This window comes from Mucilaginibacter mallensis, from assembly GCF_900105165.1.
Classification (GTDB): Bacteria; Bacteroidota; Bacteroidia; order Sphingobacteriales; family Sphingobacteriaceae; genus Mucilaginibacter; species Mucilaginibacter mallensis.
Map to the genome: position 1 here is coordinate 1,740,700 of NZ_LT629740.1, position 16,119 is coordinate 1,756,818.

Annotated in this window: 9 protein-coding genes; 5 read left to right on the plus strand and 4 right to left on the minus strand. The window is 40.9% G+C overall.

Translation table 11 applies throughout. The features are described from left to right. Positions 1-13 precede the first annotated feature (13 nt). From BLU33_RS07095 to BLU33_RS07110, 4 genes are all read right to left on the minus strand, one after another. Positions 14-1,189: a DUF4249 domain-containing protein gene (locus BLU33_RS07095; RefSeq protein WP_091370718.1), complete on the minus strand. Its 1,176-nt coding sequence runs from the start codon at positions 1,187-1,189 to the stop codon at positions 14-16. Between the two features lie 3 nt (positions 1,190-1,192). Then, complete coding sequence (locus BLU33_RS07100; RefSeq protein WP_091370720.1) at positions 1,193-3,988, minus strand: TonB-dependent receptor; 2,796 nt, start codon at positions 3,986-3,988, stop codon at positions 1,193-1,195. A gap of 1 nt (position 3,989) precedes the next feature. After that, positions 3,990-4,745, minus strand: a complete 756-nt coding sequence (locus tag BLU33_RS07105; protein WP_091370722.1) for a hypothetical protein — start codon at positions 4,743-4,745, stop codon at positions 3,990-3,992. Positions 4,746-4,987: 242 nt separating this feature from the next. Beyond that, a complete protein-coding gene (locus BLU33_RS07110; protein ID WP_091370725.1) occupies positions 4,988-5,752 on the minus strand; it encodes an SDR family oxidoreductase in 765 nt (254 codons plus the stop codon). Positions 5,753-6,057: 305 nt separating this feature from the next. Between BLU33_RS07110 and BLU33_RS07115 the strand changes: the two genes are divergently transcribed. The 5 genes from BLU33_RS07115 to BLU33_RS07135 all read left to right on the plus strand — a co-directional run bounded on the left by BLU33_RS07115 (position 6,058) and on the right by BLU33_RS07135 (position 16,098). Continuing rightward, positions 6,058-7,689 (plus strand): DUF6377 domain-containing protein, encoded by a 1,632-nt coding sequence (locus BLU33_RS07115; protein WP_091370727.1) that lies wholly within the window; start codon positions 6,058-6,060, stop codon positions 7,687-7,689. Between the two features lie 210 nt (positions 7,690-7,899). Next, complete coding sequence (locus tag BLU33_RS07120; protein WP_091370729.1) at positions 7,900-10,905, plus strand: SusC/RagA family TonB-linked outer membrane protein; 3,006 nt, start codon at positions 7,900-7,902, stop codon at positions 10,903-10,905. An 11-nt stretch (positions 10,906-10,916) separates the two neighbouring features. Continuing rightward, on the plus strand, positions 10,917-12,527 hold the full coding sequence (locus BLU33_RS07125; RefSeq protein ID WP_091370732.1) for a RagB/SusD family nutrient uptake outer membrane protein: 1,611 nt from the start codon (positions 10,917-10,919) through the stop codon (positions 12,525-12,527). A gap of 11 nt (positions 12,528-12,538) precedes the next feature. Then, the gene (locus BLU33_RS07130) at positions 12,539-13,582 is read left to right on the plus strand and encodes a SusE domain-containing protein (RefSeq protein WP_091370734.1); all 1,044 of its coding nucleotides are present in this window, start codon (positions 12,539-12,541) and stop codon (positions 13,580-13,582) included. Between the two features lie 53 nt (positions 13,583-13,635). Beyond that, entirely contained in the window at positions 13,636-16,098 is a 2,463-nt protein-coding gene (locus BLU33_RS07135; protein WP_091370736.1) for a glycoside hydrolase family 31 protein, read from the plus strand. The last annotated feature ends 21 nt before the right edge of the window (positions 16,099-16,119 follow it).

Here is a 16,119-nt window from a genome sequence, read left to right on the forward strand (position 1 = left end):
ATTATCTTGTTTATTATTGCCAGAAACTTGGTTTAGTTAAAGACCCGCGTATACTGCAATCAGCACAGGCAGCATCGGAGTAAGTATAACCAATAGGGTTTGGGCCCAATCCGAATACCGCATATACAGCTATATTAGTAGTGGGGTACGGCACCAAATTCTGTAAAACCTGATTTACGGGATCTGACCCCTTACTCAGATACAAGGCAGTATCCAGTCCGCAACTATAAGGGTAGGTGGGTGGCCAGGTAGGGAGCTGCGAATTGTTTATATATACTCTTTTTTGCTGAACTGTTCCTGCTGAAATATACCCAATCACCGGTAATGTAGCATCGGTTGTGCAATGAATGTTCCCGGTAAGCTGCGAGGGCTGGGCATCAAAAATACTACCCAATTGTTCCGTATTTTTTTTCAGTATGGTGTAATAATTATACCCATCGCTGGTCATGGCATATTGTTTAAGCAGTATGCTGTATCTCGATTCTATTTTTTCTGATGTTGCTGGTATAAAAATAATAGGGTTTTGATAGATCACATCCTTTGAAAGCTTAGCCGATGATCCTAAAGTTATAACTGTTGATATACTGCTGCCCCAGCACTGGTAAATTTTCTTGTCTGGTGTACGCGGAACCACATCCGTACTATCATTTGATATCCATTCCGAATCATATTTTGCATGGAAGATCCATGTTTCATTATAATCCCAGCGGTAATAATGTGTATTGTTTTTTGGGTCGTGCGTATTTATATATATTTGTATGCCATTATTCAGTATGGTAAAACCAATGCTGTCAATAGGAGGGGTCGCGATGGCCGGCACATAGTCTGATAGAAACGCTTTACCATCTGACGTGCCAATACTTAGCCTGTATTTGTGGGTATTATCTAAAGTTAGCGGCGCGCTTGCATACTGCCCGTTGCCAATGCTGTGTAAATTGTAGGTTTGATTTTGATCGCTTTGTATAGCCACAGTTGCATTTAACTCCGGATTTATGGTTACGCCAGATGAAAGATTAACCGTGCGGCTCAGCCTGATGACCGTTGAATCGCTACCGGTATTTATAACCCCTTCAACAACCAAATAATTATTATTACTGCTGATAACGTTAGGGGTATATGGTTTTTTGCACCCCAATGCCCATATGGCTATTATACCACACCAAATAATATATTTCCCGTTCTTTTTCATTGCCTAAAAGCGTATATTATAGTTAATAAAAGGTATTGGTTTAGCAAAAATTGATAGCTGGTAACCATTTATTGAACCGCCTTGTTCTGTAAAATAGGTAGAGTAAGCATTGGCACGGCCGGTTAAGTTATAAACGCCAAACGTCCACGAGTTATGAAAACGCTGGTGAACTTTATGGTTCCCCTCAATATTCACCGAAAAATCCGACCGGAAATAATCTGGTATACGGTAAGCATTCCTGTCGGAGTAATATACACGCTCGGCATTATCATAATAATATTTAGCTACCGGCAATGTAATAGGGCGGCCGGTGCTGTATACCACGTTTAATGATACGCTGTACCTGTGGGTAAAGCGGTAATTGCCTGTAAAATTAAAATCATTCGGCTTATCGTAATTTGCCGGATAGTAATTGCCATTGTTGATCAATTCGCCTGCGTAAGGGTCGTCCTGCCTTAAAAAAGTGCGTGAGTAGGTATAACTTACCCATCCGTTTAGCTTACCCTCGGTTTTTTTAACCAAAAATTCCACGCCATATGCTTTGCCCTGTGTGTTTATCACATCCTGTTCAATATGATCGTTCAATAATAGGCTAGCGCCGCTCTTATAATCCAGGTAATTCCTTATCCGTTTATAGTACACTTCAACCGAAGTTTCAATAGTGTTCGATTGCATGTTTTTATAGACACCTAAGGATACCTGGTCGCCGGTTTGGGGCTTGATATTAGGGTCGCTCAGCTTATAAACATCGGTAGGGGATATAGCCGTAGTGTTTGATAGCAGGTGGATATATTGCGTTAACGTATTGTAACTGGCCTTAAGCGACGTATTATCATTAAGGTTATACCTTGCCGATGCCCTTATCTCGGGCCTGCTATAGGTTTTAATTATCTTGTTTTTGCCATAGGTAACACTATCCAGCACATTTGAGCTTTGCTTAGGCAGGTTTGGCGCGTAATAATCAACCGTTTGGGCGCCCAGGTAATTATATATGGAATACCGTACACCCAGATTTACGGTGAAGTTTGGTGTTATATCATATTTATCACCAAAATATAGAGCGCTTTCCAGGGCCTGTTCAGCAGGTACAACATCGGGTACAACTAATGATTTGTTATTGTACGGTTCTTCATCTCCTGAATGCAGCTTATAATGTATCGAGCTCAGCCCAAAATCGATGGTATTTTTGCGTGTTACATAATAGGTGAAATCGGCCTTAAGGTTTGATTGGTTGATGTTATAATTCAGGTTATATCCATTTACAGGGTTTGCATCGCTTGATACTGAGTACTGGTAACGGTCATAACCCACAAGGAACACACTGAAAAGCTTGTCGTTAAAATTGTGTTTCCATTTGATGTTTGCATTTTTATTACCATAACTGTAAGCAGTATCGCTATTCAGCTTAAACTGGTCATGACTTAAGTAACCGTTCACATAAATATTGTTCTTATCATTTATCTGATGACTTATGCCCAGGTTAACATCATAAAATGATGCCTCACTGTGTTTATACTCTTCGGGTAGCATACTGAGTAGCCAATCAGAGTAGGAGGTACGCGCGCCTAAAATAAATGATGTTTTATCCTTTATTATTGGCCCTTCAATATTTATGCGGCTGGTTAAAAGACCAATGCCTGCAGTTCCGGTGAAGAGTTTTTTGTTTCCCTCACGGTCAGTTACATCAAGTACCGATGCTAAACGGCCTCCATATTTTTCGGGGATACTACTTTTGTATAATTCAACATCTTTTACAATATCAGGGTCAAATGCAGAGAAGAACCCGAAGAAATGCGAAGGGTTATAAATGGTAGCATCATTCAGTAATATCAGGTTCTGATCGGCAGATCCGCCACGCACATTAAACCCGGTTGTTGCTTCACCAACAGACTGCACACCCGGTAAGGTTAAAACAACCCGCAATATATCGGCCTCGCCAAATACTGCCGGCACCTGTTTAATACTCTTTATATCCAGCTTGTTAGTGCCCATCTCTGTGCTCCGCACATTGGCAACTTTATCGGCAGATATTTTTACTTCCTTTAAGGCGAATACCTGTTCCTGCATCTCAATATTTAAACGGCCTTCGCTGTATAAAATAATCTGCCGCTTTGTATCGCGCATGCCAATGCCATGTATAATAAGCGTTTGCCTGCCACGCGGCAGTGTAATGGTATAATAGCCAAACTGGTCGGTTACCACACCGGTTTTGGTATCGGCAACAACAATGCTGGCCCCCACAACGGATTCGCCCGATTTAATATCCTTTACATAACCTGATAGTATGGAATTACCGGGTTGTATGTTATTAGTTTTTAAACCAATTTCATAAGTTTTGTTCTCAATAGTTGCTTCTGTGGCCGGTGCTTCTTTATCGCCGCTAAATTCAGTAGCTGTTACAGCGGTTGCTGCTGCAACCCCAGGTAGTACCTGATTGTTATGCCCGGGCCTGGTATTATTAAAATAGCCGGATGCCAGCCCGGTTTTTATCTGTTTGCCTTTTGTTAAAAATACCTGTGCCGCTTCGGGGATAATGGTGTAATGATAAACTGTATTGTTAAAAGCCATCCCCAGTATGGTTGCTAACGGTTTATCGTTTACCTGCAGGGTTATTTTCAGGCTATCGAACTGTGCTGTATCTACATAAAAATGATAGCCGCTTTTTGCTTCAAGCTCATCAACAAAAGCTTCTATTTTAGTTTGCTGAAAGTTTACACTGATGTTTTTTTCAGGCGCGTTTTGTGCCGAAAGCAGTTTTACAATGAACAGAAATACGATAAATAAGTAGGCTCTCTTCATATTAATCGGTTAATTGGTCATAATATGCTGCTACCTTAGCCATCGCGTCTTCGCGCTGGTATTTCTTGAACTTTAGCTTGTTTGCTTTTATAAACTGTTGCAGTTCTTTCTTTTTATCCTTTAATACATCAAGAAATGAGCCCTCGCTGCTCACACTATAATATCTGCCGTTTTTATACAGGTAATAATTCAGGCTGGATAAAAAATAAGAGTCGAGCGACCCTGCAAAGCCCTGGGCTGTTTGTATACTTTTTTCCCTCCGGGCCAAAACCTGTATTTTACCGCCATATAACTGGTCGTAATAACCGGATCTGACTGAATTGGTGCTTGTAGAGTCCGTTTTAATATTAACAAAGTGATGGTCAAGCATATCAAAGCTGCTTACCCTTTCTTTTAGTAAGGTTATTTTTAATGCGCTGTTATATAGCTTAATAACTAATTCATCTTTAAAAAGGTCATAAAGCATGTTTACGTCCTTATACAGAACACCATCATACACCACTGTACCCGGGCTAAACGATGCATTATCAAATACATAGGCATTCCCTTTGAGCGCAGGATCATAAAATTCATAGGCCTTGCCATTATACAGCATGGATTGTGACCCAATAGTACGGTAAAAATTATCGGTGATATTTGCGTACAAGGCTTGTTTACGATTTAAACTATCGGCAGCAATTGTTTGTGCTAATGCGGCGTTTTCAGCGAAAAGCACGGCAATTACACACAGAAGTGATGCAGTATAGGTTTTTAACATTCAGGTAATGTTTTGGTGATCGTAATTTAGCTGATTTATAATAAAAAACAACTGAAATAATTCGTTATGATCAAAAAATCAGAGTTTTACGTTATTTTATTTTTGCTAAATGCATTTAACTTTTATAAACTGTTAAAAAAACAGGAATAATAAAAAATGGCCCTGCTGATATACCAGGGCCGTTTTTTATTATTCTGCCTGAAAAATGCAGAAAAGAAGGTGAGTTTTATGTAATGAAAATATTACAGGTTCATGCCGCCTGAAACCTCAATACGCTGTGCATTAATCCATCTCGCGTCTTCGGTACATAAAAAGGCTACAACACCACCAATATCATCAGGCAAACCAACGCGGCCCAATGCGGTTATGCCTGCTATATGGTCATTTATATGGGAGTTATCGCGCACAGCGCCACCGCCAAAATCTGTTTCAATAGCGCCCGGTGCAACAATGTTTACAGCTATGCCGCGTGCGCCAAGTTCTTTAGCCTGGTACTTTGTTAACGTTTCTATAGCGCCTTTCATTGCAGCATAAGCGCTATAACCCGGCATGCTAAAGCGGGCCAAACCAGTCGACAGGTTTATTATCCTACCGCCATCATTTATTAATGGTAATGCTTTTTGGGTAAGGAAAAATACACCTTTAAAATGTATGTTCATCAGCAAATCAAAATCATCCTCTGTCGTTTCGGCAAAGGGGGCGGTTATGCCAATACCTGCGTTGTTGATCAAAAAGTCGAAATGGTCAGTATTAAAAGTACTCTTCAGCACTTCGCTTACGGCGGTAAAAAATGCATCAAAGCCTTTAACGCTGGCTGTATCCAGTTGTAAAGCTGCGGCTTTCTGTCCGGTTTTTTCAATTTCGGCTACTACGGCAAGGGCTTCATCTTTTTTACTGTTGTAGGTAAGTATTACGTTAATGCCTTTTGCAGCAAGGCTTAAAGCCATGTTTTTACCCAATCCGCGGCTACCGCCGGTAACAAGTGCAATCTTATTGTTATTTGTCATGGTGTTTGTTTTTTATTTTGTTGATGTAAAGGTAGGCACATTAATAACAGGCTGTTTGCAAACATCAATCCAATGTTTGCGAAATTCAAATACGGGATATTTTATCGACAATAAAGAAATGAGTTACCCTCTTTACCGCTTGTGGTAGAGAGGGCGGTCAAGCGAAGCAAAGACCGATGAGTCAATTATTAAAGCGCTTTGATGCCAGGTTTAGGAGCCCAGGGGATATTTATATAGCACAGCCTATAAATTAAAAAGATTCCTATTTTTATACTTTGTAAACCCATTCCTTTTCAAAGGAAGATATGAAGAAATTTATACGACTGTTACTCGTTATTAACGTGCTGGTATTTACTGCTTTTGAATGCAGTGCTCAATCAACTGTTGATAGTTTATTAAATGAATTAAATACCGCGTTAGCCAATAAGGATGTATATGTAGCCAGAAAACAGCAGGCTATAACTAAATTAAATGCAGTTTTAAGCACCGCTAAAACTCAAAAGGAAAAATACACTGCCTGTGATCTGCTGTATGAACAATATAAATCATTCAGTTATGATTCGGCATATACCTATGCCAAAAAGCTCCAGGAAGGCGCATCAGCATTAAAAGATCCGGTATTGATCGCTTCGGCAAAAATGAAGCTGGCCTTTACCTTGTTATCATCGGGCCTGTTTAAGGAAACGCTGGAACAGCTGAACAGCATCAACCTAAAGCCTTTGCCTGTAAAAGATAAAGTTGATTACTATTTCTTAAAAGCCCGCAGTTATTTTGATCTCTCGGATTACAACCGCAGTCCGGATTATACAGCCATATATAACCCCAAAGGCATCGGCTGTATCGATTCCGCATTGTTAATATGCGAGCCGGGTACGTTTAATTATTTGGAATTAAAAGGTTTAAAGGACCTGCGGACCGGTAATTATGACGATGGTAAGGAGGTATATATCTCTCTTTTGCAAATGCCTGAAATTACGCCGCATGATTTTGCTGTTAACGCCTGTTGCCTGAGCTTTATATATAGTGTGAAAGGTGATCACGAAAAATCATTGGAACTGCTGATAAAGGCATCCATCTCTGATATCCAATCGGCAACTAAAGAAACCGTAGCCAGCTACCAGCTCGCCGATTATCTGTATAAAAAAGGCGATATAAAAAATGCCTACGTATATATTAAACAGGCCATGGACGATGCTACCTTTTATGGCGCTCTACACCGCCAGGTAAAGATCAGCAGCATATTGCCCATTATAGAAGCACAATGGATAAATCAGATAGAGCATCAAAAAAAGCTGCTCTATATGTACTCCTTTATTATTACGCTGCTGGTTTTATTTGTGGTGATCTTCGCGGTTATCATATTCCGCCAGCTAAAAAAACTACGGATAGCCGACAATCTCATTAAAGAAGCCAATGCATCTTTACAGGAAAACAACCTCGCGCTCGAAGAGCTGAACAGGAACTTAAGCACGGCCAATAAAATAAAGAATGAATATATAGGCTATTACTTTAACATCAACTCCATATATATTGAGAAGCTGGAAAGTTTCCAAAAGTCGATCGATAAAAAATTAAGCAGCAAGCGTTATGAAGATGCGCAGCATGCTGTTAAAAGCCTTAACCTTGAGAACGAACGCCACGAACTTTTCTATACGTTTGATAAGGTTTTCCTCCGTTTATTCCCTGATTTTATTAAAAAGTTTAATGCGTTGTTTAATGATGGGGAAGAGATACATATCCCCGAAGGGCAATTGCTCAGCACCGAGCACCGGATCTTCGCCCTTATCCGTATGGGCATTCATGATAACGACCGTATAGCTAAACTGCTTGGCTATTCCGTTAACACCATTTACTCCTACAAAAACCGCATAAAAAACAGATCCTTCATCGCCAATGATGATTTTGAGCAGCACATTATGCAGATAGAAGCTGTATAAACGGCCTTTTTCAAGAAATTTAAATCTATATTGGCCTGGGTTTGCCTGCTTTTAACTAATTCATATTCAGTTTCTTGTGTAAGTATAGATCTGATATTTTCTATATTGGGCCCTGTCGCTGTTGTCTTTGAATTTTCATCCCCCTTTCTTTGATTCGGAATTCGCCAGAAGAACCAATTCCAGTTAAACCAATTTTAAACCAATAAATGAATGAAAAAGATTTACTTTTTAAGGTACAGTTTTCTGTTACTTTTTATTTGCTTGTCCAATTGGGTAATGGCTCAATCAAGCACAATAACAGGCCGGATTATTGACGAGGATAACCAGCCTCTGCCAGGTGCAACAGTAATTATAAAGGGCACAAGTATTAGTGCCGGTACTGATGTAAATGGCTATTTCAAATTAACAAACGCCCCGGGCGGCCAGCAAACACTTGTTGTACGCTATGTGGGTTACGAATCATTGGAGAAGCCCATTACAACAGCTAACGGACTTGTGGTAAACCTTCAACTCAAATCATCATCAGTATTGCTTAACCAGGTGGCCGTAATTGGATACGGTACCATTAAAAAAGCTGATGCAACCGGTTCTGTTGATGTGGTTACTGCTAAAGATTTTAATAAAGGAGCCGTAAACTCCATACAGGACGCTGTTTCAGGCAAGCTGCCGGGTGTTGTTATTACATCAAACAGCGGTGCGCCAGGCAACACATCAACCATCCGCATCAGGGGTACCACTTCAATCAACGCGAGCAGCGATCCGCTCATCGTAATTGACGGTGTGCCATTGAGTAACGTAGTTGCCGGCGGTACAGCTAATATCTTAACCAGTATTAACCCTAATGATGTTGAAAACATTACCGTGCTAAAAGATGCCTCTGCAACTGCAATTTATGGTTCAAGAGGTTCAAGCGGTGTAATTTTGATTACTACCAAACGTGGTACAAAAGATTTTTCAATTAATTATAACGGTACTTTCTCATTATCGGTAATACCAAAAGAAGTACCTGTTTATACAGCTTCACAGTTTCGTGATTTAATTAACACCCCCTCAACTTTCTCAACCCCTGGAGCCCAGGCGGCCGCCCAGGCATTGCTTGGCACTGCCAACACTAACTGGCAAAATCAGATCTACCAAAAAGCTTTTGGTGATGATCATAACTTAAGTATTTCTGGTTCAACCAAAAATATGCCTTACCGCGTATCAGTTGGTTATGATGATGCCGATGGTGTATTAAAAACCTATAATTTTCAGCGTACTACGGTTGCTGTAGGTTTAGATCCCAGCTTTTTTAACCATACTTTAAACCTCCACATTAATTTAAAGGGTTTATACAATACCAATAACTTTGCCGACCAGGCAGCTATTGGCAGTGCAGTTAATTATGATCCTACACAATCGGTTTACAATGGTAACACCCGCTGGAGAGGTTATACTACGTGGACAACCAATGGTAATACCAACATAAACGGCGCTCCGGTTACCTTAGCAACAGCCAACCCTGTTGCCCGTTTAAATGAAACCGATAATACCTCAACCAACAGAAGAAGTATTGGTAACATTCAGGCCGATTATAAAATTCCGGGTATTGACGGTCTTCGCGCCAATGTGAATTTGGGTTATGATTATGCTGATGCATTCGGTAAAAACAACGTGCTCGACAGTACACAATGGATCTACCTGCCGGTTGCTTCAGGTGGTCAAAAGATAAGCTACAACACCGTTAACCGTAACCAGCTGGCTGAGTTCTATCTGAACTATAAAAAAGACCTTAAATCAATAAAAAGTGTTATCGATGTAACAGGTGGTTACTCTTTCTCACATTTTTACACAGAGGGCAACACCATGTCGTCTGATTATAACGAAACAACTTTTAATCCATCATCGCCATACAAAACAGAGTACTATCTGGCTTCGTTCTTTGGCAGGTTGAATTATACCTTCGATAGTAAATACATCCTTACTTTCACCATCAGGGATGACGGTACCTCTAAATTCGCTCCTGCAAACCGCTGGGGGGTATTCCCTGCAGGAGCATTTGCCTGGAGAATTAAGGACGAGGATTTCATGAAGGATAATACATTGTTCTCTGATCTGAAATTACGTTTGGGTTATGGTACTACAGGTCAGCAGGATTTAACTAACAACAATAACTATCCTTATTTGCCACAGTATACTATAAGCGATAATGCTTCACGATACCAGTTTGGCAATACCTTTTACAATACACTGCGCCCGGGTCCGTATGATGCGGGTATAAAATGGGAGTCGACAACTACAAGCAATATCGGCCTTGATTTTGGTTTTCTAAACGGCAGGTTAACAGGTAGTATTGATGCTTATTACAAAAAAACCAAGAACTTACTTAACGTAGTAAACGTTCCGGTGCTAACAAATTTTGCGGCCACACTGCTTGAAAACGTTGGTAGTATGCAAAATAAAGGAGCGGAGTTATCATTAAACGCGGTGATAATTGATCAGAAAGACTGGCATTGGCAAATGGGCTACAATGTGAGCTTCAACAAAAACAAAATCTTGAATTTAGTTGGTTCAACTAACCCGGGCTTTGTACAGGTAAATCCAAATTCAGGTATATCCGGAACAACATCCGGCACTATACAGGCTAATGAAGTAGGCTACCCTATAAACTCATTTTATGTATACCAGCAGATCTATGACAAGAACGGCAAGCCTATTGAAGATGGTTATGTTGACCGCAACGGTGACGGCCAGATCAACAGTTCTGATCTGTACTTAGATCACAGCCCTAACCCAACCGTATTAATGGGTATAAACTCCGATCTTGCTTACAAACGCTTCGACTTTAGCTTTTCAGGCAGGGTAAGCTTAGGTAACTATGATTACAATAATGTGGCTGCTGGTAGCACTTACCGAGGCTTGTATTCATCACTTGGTTACTTATCAAACCAAACCACCAATGCGAGCGTAACGCAATTTACAACTGCTTTAACGACCAACCAGTCTGATTACTATATCCAAAATGCGTCATTCTTCAAAATGGATAATATGAACCTGGGCTATACATTCCCAACTTATATTAAAAATAAATTGAAGCTAAGGGTTAGTGCAGGTGTTCAGAATGTATTTACAATTACCCCATACAAGGGTTTAGATCCTGAGATTCAAGGTGGGTTAGATAATAACTTCTTCCCAAGGGCACGTATTTATCAACTGGGTGTAAACGCAAGTTTTTAAGATAAAATATTATGAAATCATATAAAATATTTACGATTCTGGTGGCCATGATGGTCATGTTCACCGTATCCTGTACAAAGGATTTGAATACTGCGCCAATTGACCCTTTGGTTACTACATCGGCTACTGTATTCAATAACGCTGCGGCTTATAAGCAAGCCCTGGCAAAGCTATATGCATCAATGGCCGTATCAGGCCAGAAAATAGACTTTTCTCAACCTGATATCCAGGCATCTGATCAGGGTACCGCTTGTTTCCTGCGCGAGTTTTGGGCTGCTGAAGAGGTTACTACTGACGAATGTATTAATGCATGGGGTGATGGTGGCCTGGTTGAGTACCACGGTGGCTTATGGTCTGACCAAAACCTGTATGTGCAATTAATGTACGAAAGAATATTCGTGAACATTGCTTATTGTAATGAATATGTAAGAGATGTAAGTGCAAAGCTTGGATCGCTTCCTTCAGGCTTATCAGTAGCCACTGTACAACAATATTTGGCAGAAGCCCGGTTTTTAAGGGCCTATTTTTATGAGTGTGCCATGGATATGTATGGTAACGTGCCCTTCGCAACTGAAGCTGAACTTCCGGGTACATTTCTTCCAAAACAAATCTCAAGAGGCGATCTGTTTAAATATATTGAATCAGAATTAATAGCTATACAGCCTATGCTTGCAGCTCCGGGCACAAACGAATATGCCCGTATTGATCAGGCCGCTGATTGGGCTTTATTAAGCAGAATGTACTTGAACGCGCAGGTATACACAGGTACACAACGCTATACCGATTGTATTACCTATGCCAATAAGATCATTCAATCAGGTAAATATTCATTGCATTCTAATTACCAGCAATTGTTTTTGGCTGATAATAATCTTGATCGTGATGAAATAATCCTGCCGCTTGCAGAAGATGGTGTTAGTACAGAAAGCTATGGTGATGTAACCTTCATTATCCATGCCGGTGTAGGTGGCTCTGAAGATGCTACTAATGAGTTTGGTATAGCCAGTGGTGGCTGGGCAGGCAACCGCATGACCAATACGTTTGTTACTAAGGTGTTCCCTGATGCATCAGGAAATACAGATAAAAGAGCGATTTTTTATACCGCAGGCCAAAAACTGGGCCCTATAGCTGATCCAACTATATTTAGCGAGGGGTATTTATCAGCAAAATGGAAAAATGTAACCTCTGCCGGTGTACCGGGCTCAAACAACACTTTCGTTGATACCGATTTCCCTCTATTCAGGTTAGGCGAAGTTTATTTAAACTATGCTGAAGCTGTATTACGCGGTGGCTCAGGTGGTGATGCAGGTACCGCGCTTACTTATATAAATGCCTTAAGAACAAGGGCCTATGGTAATACCGGTGCGGGTACTATAACTGCGGCACAGCTTACCTTAAGTTTCATGATCGATGAGCGCGGCCGTGAGCTGTATTGGGAAATGTTCAGAAGAACTGACCTGATCCGTTTCGGATTATTTACAGGAAGCTCTTACCTGTGGGATTGGAAGGGAAATGTAATGGCTGGAACAGGCACTGATGCTCACTTAAATATATTTCCATTGCCAGCATCTGATCTTCAGTTGAATAGCAACTTAAAACAAAATCCAGGATACGGAAATTAAAAATCATCATCATGAAAAAAATATTCATTATAGCAGCTGTTTTAAGCTTTGCCTTGCTGCAGGCATGCAAAAAGGATAAGCTGGCTAATGTAGGTAATATACAGGCTCCGGTTATAACGAGCCCTTCAGCTGATACCGCAATTATTGTAACACAAGCAGATTCATCACAAATACTAAAAATTAACTGGAAAAGCGCCACCTACGGCGTATCAGCAGTAGTAAGTTATTTTGTGCAGGTTGATTCCGCCGGAAAAAACTTCTCTGCATTGGTTAACCTTGGTAATGTAACATCCGGCAATAGTGTGTCACTATCTTACGGTACATTAAATACTTTATTAACAAATGGTTTAAACCTGGCGCCAAATGCCCCAACATCTGTTGAACTGCGTGTAGGATCAGCCATATATGGCAAGGATACCGTTTACTCTAAAATTGTTAAGATAGCGCTTACCACATTTAAGGGTGTTGATAGGTTATGGTTACCCGGCTCTTATGAGGGTTATGCACCTGCAAGTGCGCCTACTATTCCAAAGCAATCGCCTAATATGTTTGAAGGATATGCTTATTTCAGTGCCGCCGGTAACTTCAAATTTACCTCAGCGCCTGATTACAACCATATTAACTATGGCGATGGCGGCAATGGCACGTTAACAACTAATGGTAGCGCTGGTGGTATAGGGTATAACTCGGCAGGTGTTTATTTGCTTGATGCCAATACATCAGCCTTAACTTATAGTGCAACTTATATAAGCACCTTCGGTATTATAGGCACAGCAACTGTTGGGCAGTGGAATACATCAACCCCGATGACCTATAACCAGTCAACAGGTTTATGGACAATTACAACCGCGCTTACCGCGGGTGCCTTAAAATTCAGGGCGAACGATGGATGGGACATTAACTATGGTCCGTCAAATTCAAATAACCTTACAGGACCAATGATTTTTAATGATTCAAGTTCTATCAACATTGTTAATGCCGGTACTTATACCATCACCATTGACATGACCCAATCAAAACAAGTAGGCTATCTATATTCGGTAGTTCCAAATTAATCTAAAGAGAGCAGCAGGCAGTGAATTGTTTGCTGCTCTTTATAATTTCTGCAATGAAAAAAAAATATTCTGTTATTGTTCCCGTCCTTTCTTTATTTATGATGAGCGTTGGTTATTGCCAGCAAAGCCCGGTGATAAACGTTGGAAATGTAACTGCGGTTAAGATCGAAGATCAAAAGGTTAGTATAACCATCACCAACGCTAATGCCGAGGTAACTGTTTACACACCATCGGTTATAAGGGTGCGTATGGATAGAAAAGTTTTGGTACCCGATTTTTCGTATGCCGTTGTTGGCAAACCAATAGCTGTTAAGGCTAATATTAAACAAACAGATACCGAAATTGATATCATCACCGATTCATTAAAAGCGGTAATTCAAAAACAACCATTTTCAATAGCCTATTATACCCCCGATGGTCAGGTTATAAATGAAGATGATAAAGGTTTATCAACTTCGTGGGTAAATGAATCTGTAACCGATTATAAAACGTTGCAGCCAGATGAGCATTTCATAGGTCTGGGCGAAAAAACCGGGAACCTCGACAGAACCGGCAGCGGGTACACCAACTGGAACTCTGATGTTTATGGTTACAGCATAACCCAGGATCCGCTTTACTCAAGCATACCTTTTTATATAGGTATTCACCATGGCTTAAGCTATGGTATTTTCCTGGATAATACCTATCAAACCGACTTCAACTTTGGCGCGAGTACCAACCGTTTCTCCTCGTTCGGAGCGCGTGGCGGCGAAATGAATTATTACTTCATTTATCACAAGCACCTTGCCGATATAATCACCTCCTATACTTATTTAACAGGTCGTATGCCGTTGCCGCCTATGTGGTCGCTGGGCTATCAGCAAAACCGCTACAGCTATTATCCCGAGGCGGAAGTAATGCGTATAGCACATACGCTGCGCGAAAAACATATCCCGGCTGACGGCATTACCCTGGATATTCATTATATGGATAAATACCAGCTTTTCACCTGGAACAAGAACCGTTTCCCTGATCCGGCAGGCATGAATGCCGAATTGAACAAACTGGGTTTTAAAACAACCGTGATCGTTGATCCGGGTATTAAAATAGCCCCGGGAGCACCGGCTTATGAGAGCGGTTTAAAAAACGATGTTTACATCAAATATCCGGATGGGCAGCCTTATGTAGGCGCTGTTTGGCCGGGCTGGTGTAATTTTAACGATTTCACGAGCCAAAAGGGCCGTGACTGGTGGCATAGCCAGGTTAAATTCTTTGCCGAATCAGGCGTTAGCGGTATCTGGAATGATATGAACGAAATTGCAACCTGGGGATCAAAAATGCCCGATAATGTTTTGTTTGATTATGATGGCCACCAAACAAGTCATCTACAGGCGCACAATATTTATGGTATGCAAATGGCCCGCTCCAGCTATGAGGGTGCTTTAATGCAGTTTAAGGAACGTCCGTTTATTTTAACGCGCTCAGGTTTTGCCGGTCTGCAGCGTTATACCGCTATATGGACAGGCGATAACCGCGCCGAAGAAGATCACATGCTGCAAGGTGTACGCTTAATGAATAGCTTAGGCTTAAGCGGTGTTTCATTTACCGGTATGGATATTGGTGGTTTCACCGGTAACCCAACAACATCATTATACGCCCGTTGGATGGAACTCGGGGCTTTTATACCATACTATCGTAATCATACAGCCTTTAACAGCAAAGCAGCCGAGCCATGGACATTTGGTGAGGATGTGCTTGATATCACCCGTAACTACATCAGCCTGCGTTACCAGTTATTGCCATATATCTATTCAGGCTTTTATGAATCAACCCAAAATGGCTTGCCTGTTATGCGCTCGCTGGCTATTGATTATACTTTTGATCCTAAAGTTTTATGGGCCGATTATCAAAATCAATTTGAATTTGGCAATGGTATTATGGTAGCACCATTTGAAAGCACCAAGGAGTACGGAAAGATCTATTTCCCCGAAGGTATCTGGTACGACCTGTATAACGGATTGCAGGAGGCTGGCAAACAGGAGAAAATTGTCCCTTTAAGCCTTAATAAGCTCCCTGTGTACGTAAAAGGCGGCAGCATAATACCAATGCAGTCGCTGGTACAATCAACCGCAGAGCAGCCTGTAGATACGTTGTTTGTACATGTTTATAAAGGCACTACAGCAAACCATTTTGTTTATTATGAGGACGATGGTAAAAGCTTTGCTTACCAAAAAGGCGATTTTTATAAAAGGCTGATTACTTTTAATCCTGCAAATCACACCATCATTTTTAATGCTGCCGAAGGGAGCTACAAAACGCACTTTAAGCACATTAAACTTATACTGCATGGTTTTGATCAGGCAAATACCATACAAACAGGCAACGATCAGTTAAAACTGCAGAGCGGAAGCTTCCAGTTTTTGGGTGCCGCTGCCGGCGGCGATCCGCAGGGGAGTGCTTATCCTACTGAAAGCTGTGCAGTTAAGTGGGTTACAATTGATAACTCGGCAATAACTATTCAAATAAATTATAAATAAAATATAAGGGGAGAAGTGGAA

Bases quoted from the DNA above. Each gene is read 5' to 3' on its own strand.
- BLU33_RS07095 (WP_091370718.1), bottom strand. From the start codon at position 1,189: ATGAAAAAGAACGGGAAATATATTATTTGGTGTGGTATAATAGCCATA.
- BLU33_RS07100 (WP_091370720.1), bottom strand. From the start codon at position 3,988: ATGAAGAGAGCCTACTTATTTATCGTATTTCTGTTCATTGTAAAACTG.
- BLU33_RS07105 (WP_091370722.1), bottom strand. From the start codon at position 4,745: ATGTTAAAAACCTATACTGCATCACTTCTGTGTGTAATTGCCGTGCTT.
- BLU33_RS07110 (WP_091370725.1), bottom strand. From the start codon at position 5,752: ATGACAAATAACAATAAGATTGCACTTGTTACCGGCGGTAGCCGCGGA.
- BLU33_RS07115 (WP_091370727.1), top strand. From the start codon at position 6,058: ATGAAGAAATTTATACGACTGTTACTCGTTATTAACGTGCTGGTATTT.
- BLU33_RS07120 (WP_091370729.1), top strand. From the start codon at position 7,900: ATGAAAAAGATTTACTTTTTAAGGTACAGTTTTCTGTTACTTTTTATT.
- BLU33_RS07125 (WP_091370732.1), top strand. From the start codon at position 10,917: ATGAAATCATATAAAATATTTACGATTCTGGTGGCCATGATGGTCATG.
- BLU33_RS07130 (WP_091370734.1), top strand. From the start codon at position 12,539: ATGAAAAAAATATTCATTATAGCAGCTGTTTTAAGCTTTGCCTTGCTG.
- BLU33_RS07135 (WP_091370736.1), top strand. From the start codon at position 13,636: ATGAAAAAAAAATATTCTGTTATTGTTCCCGTCCTTTCTTTATTTATG.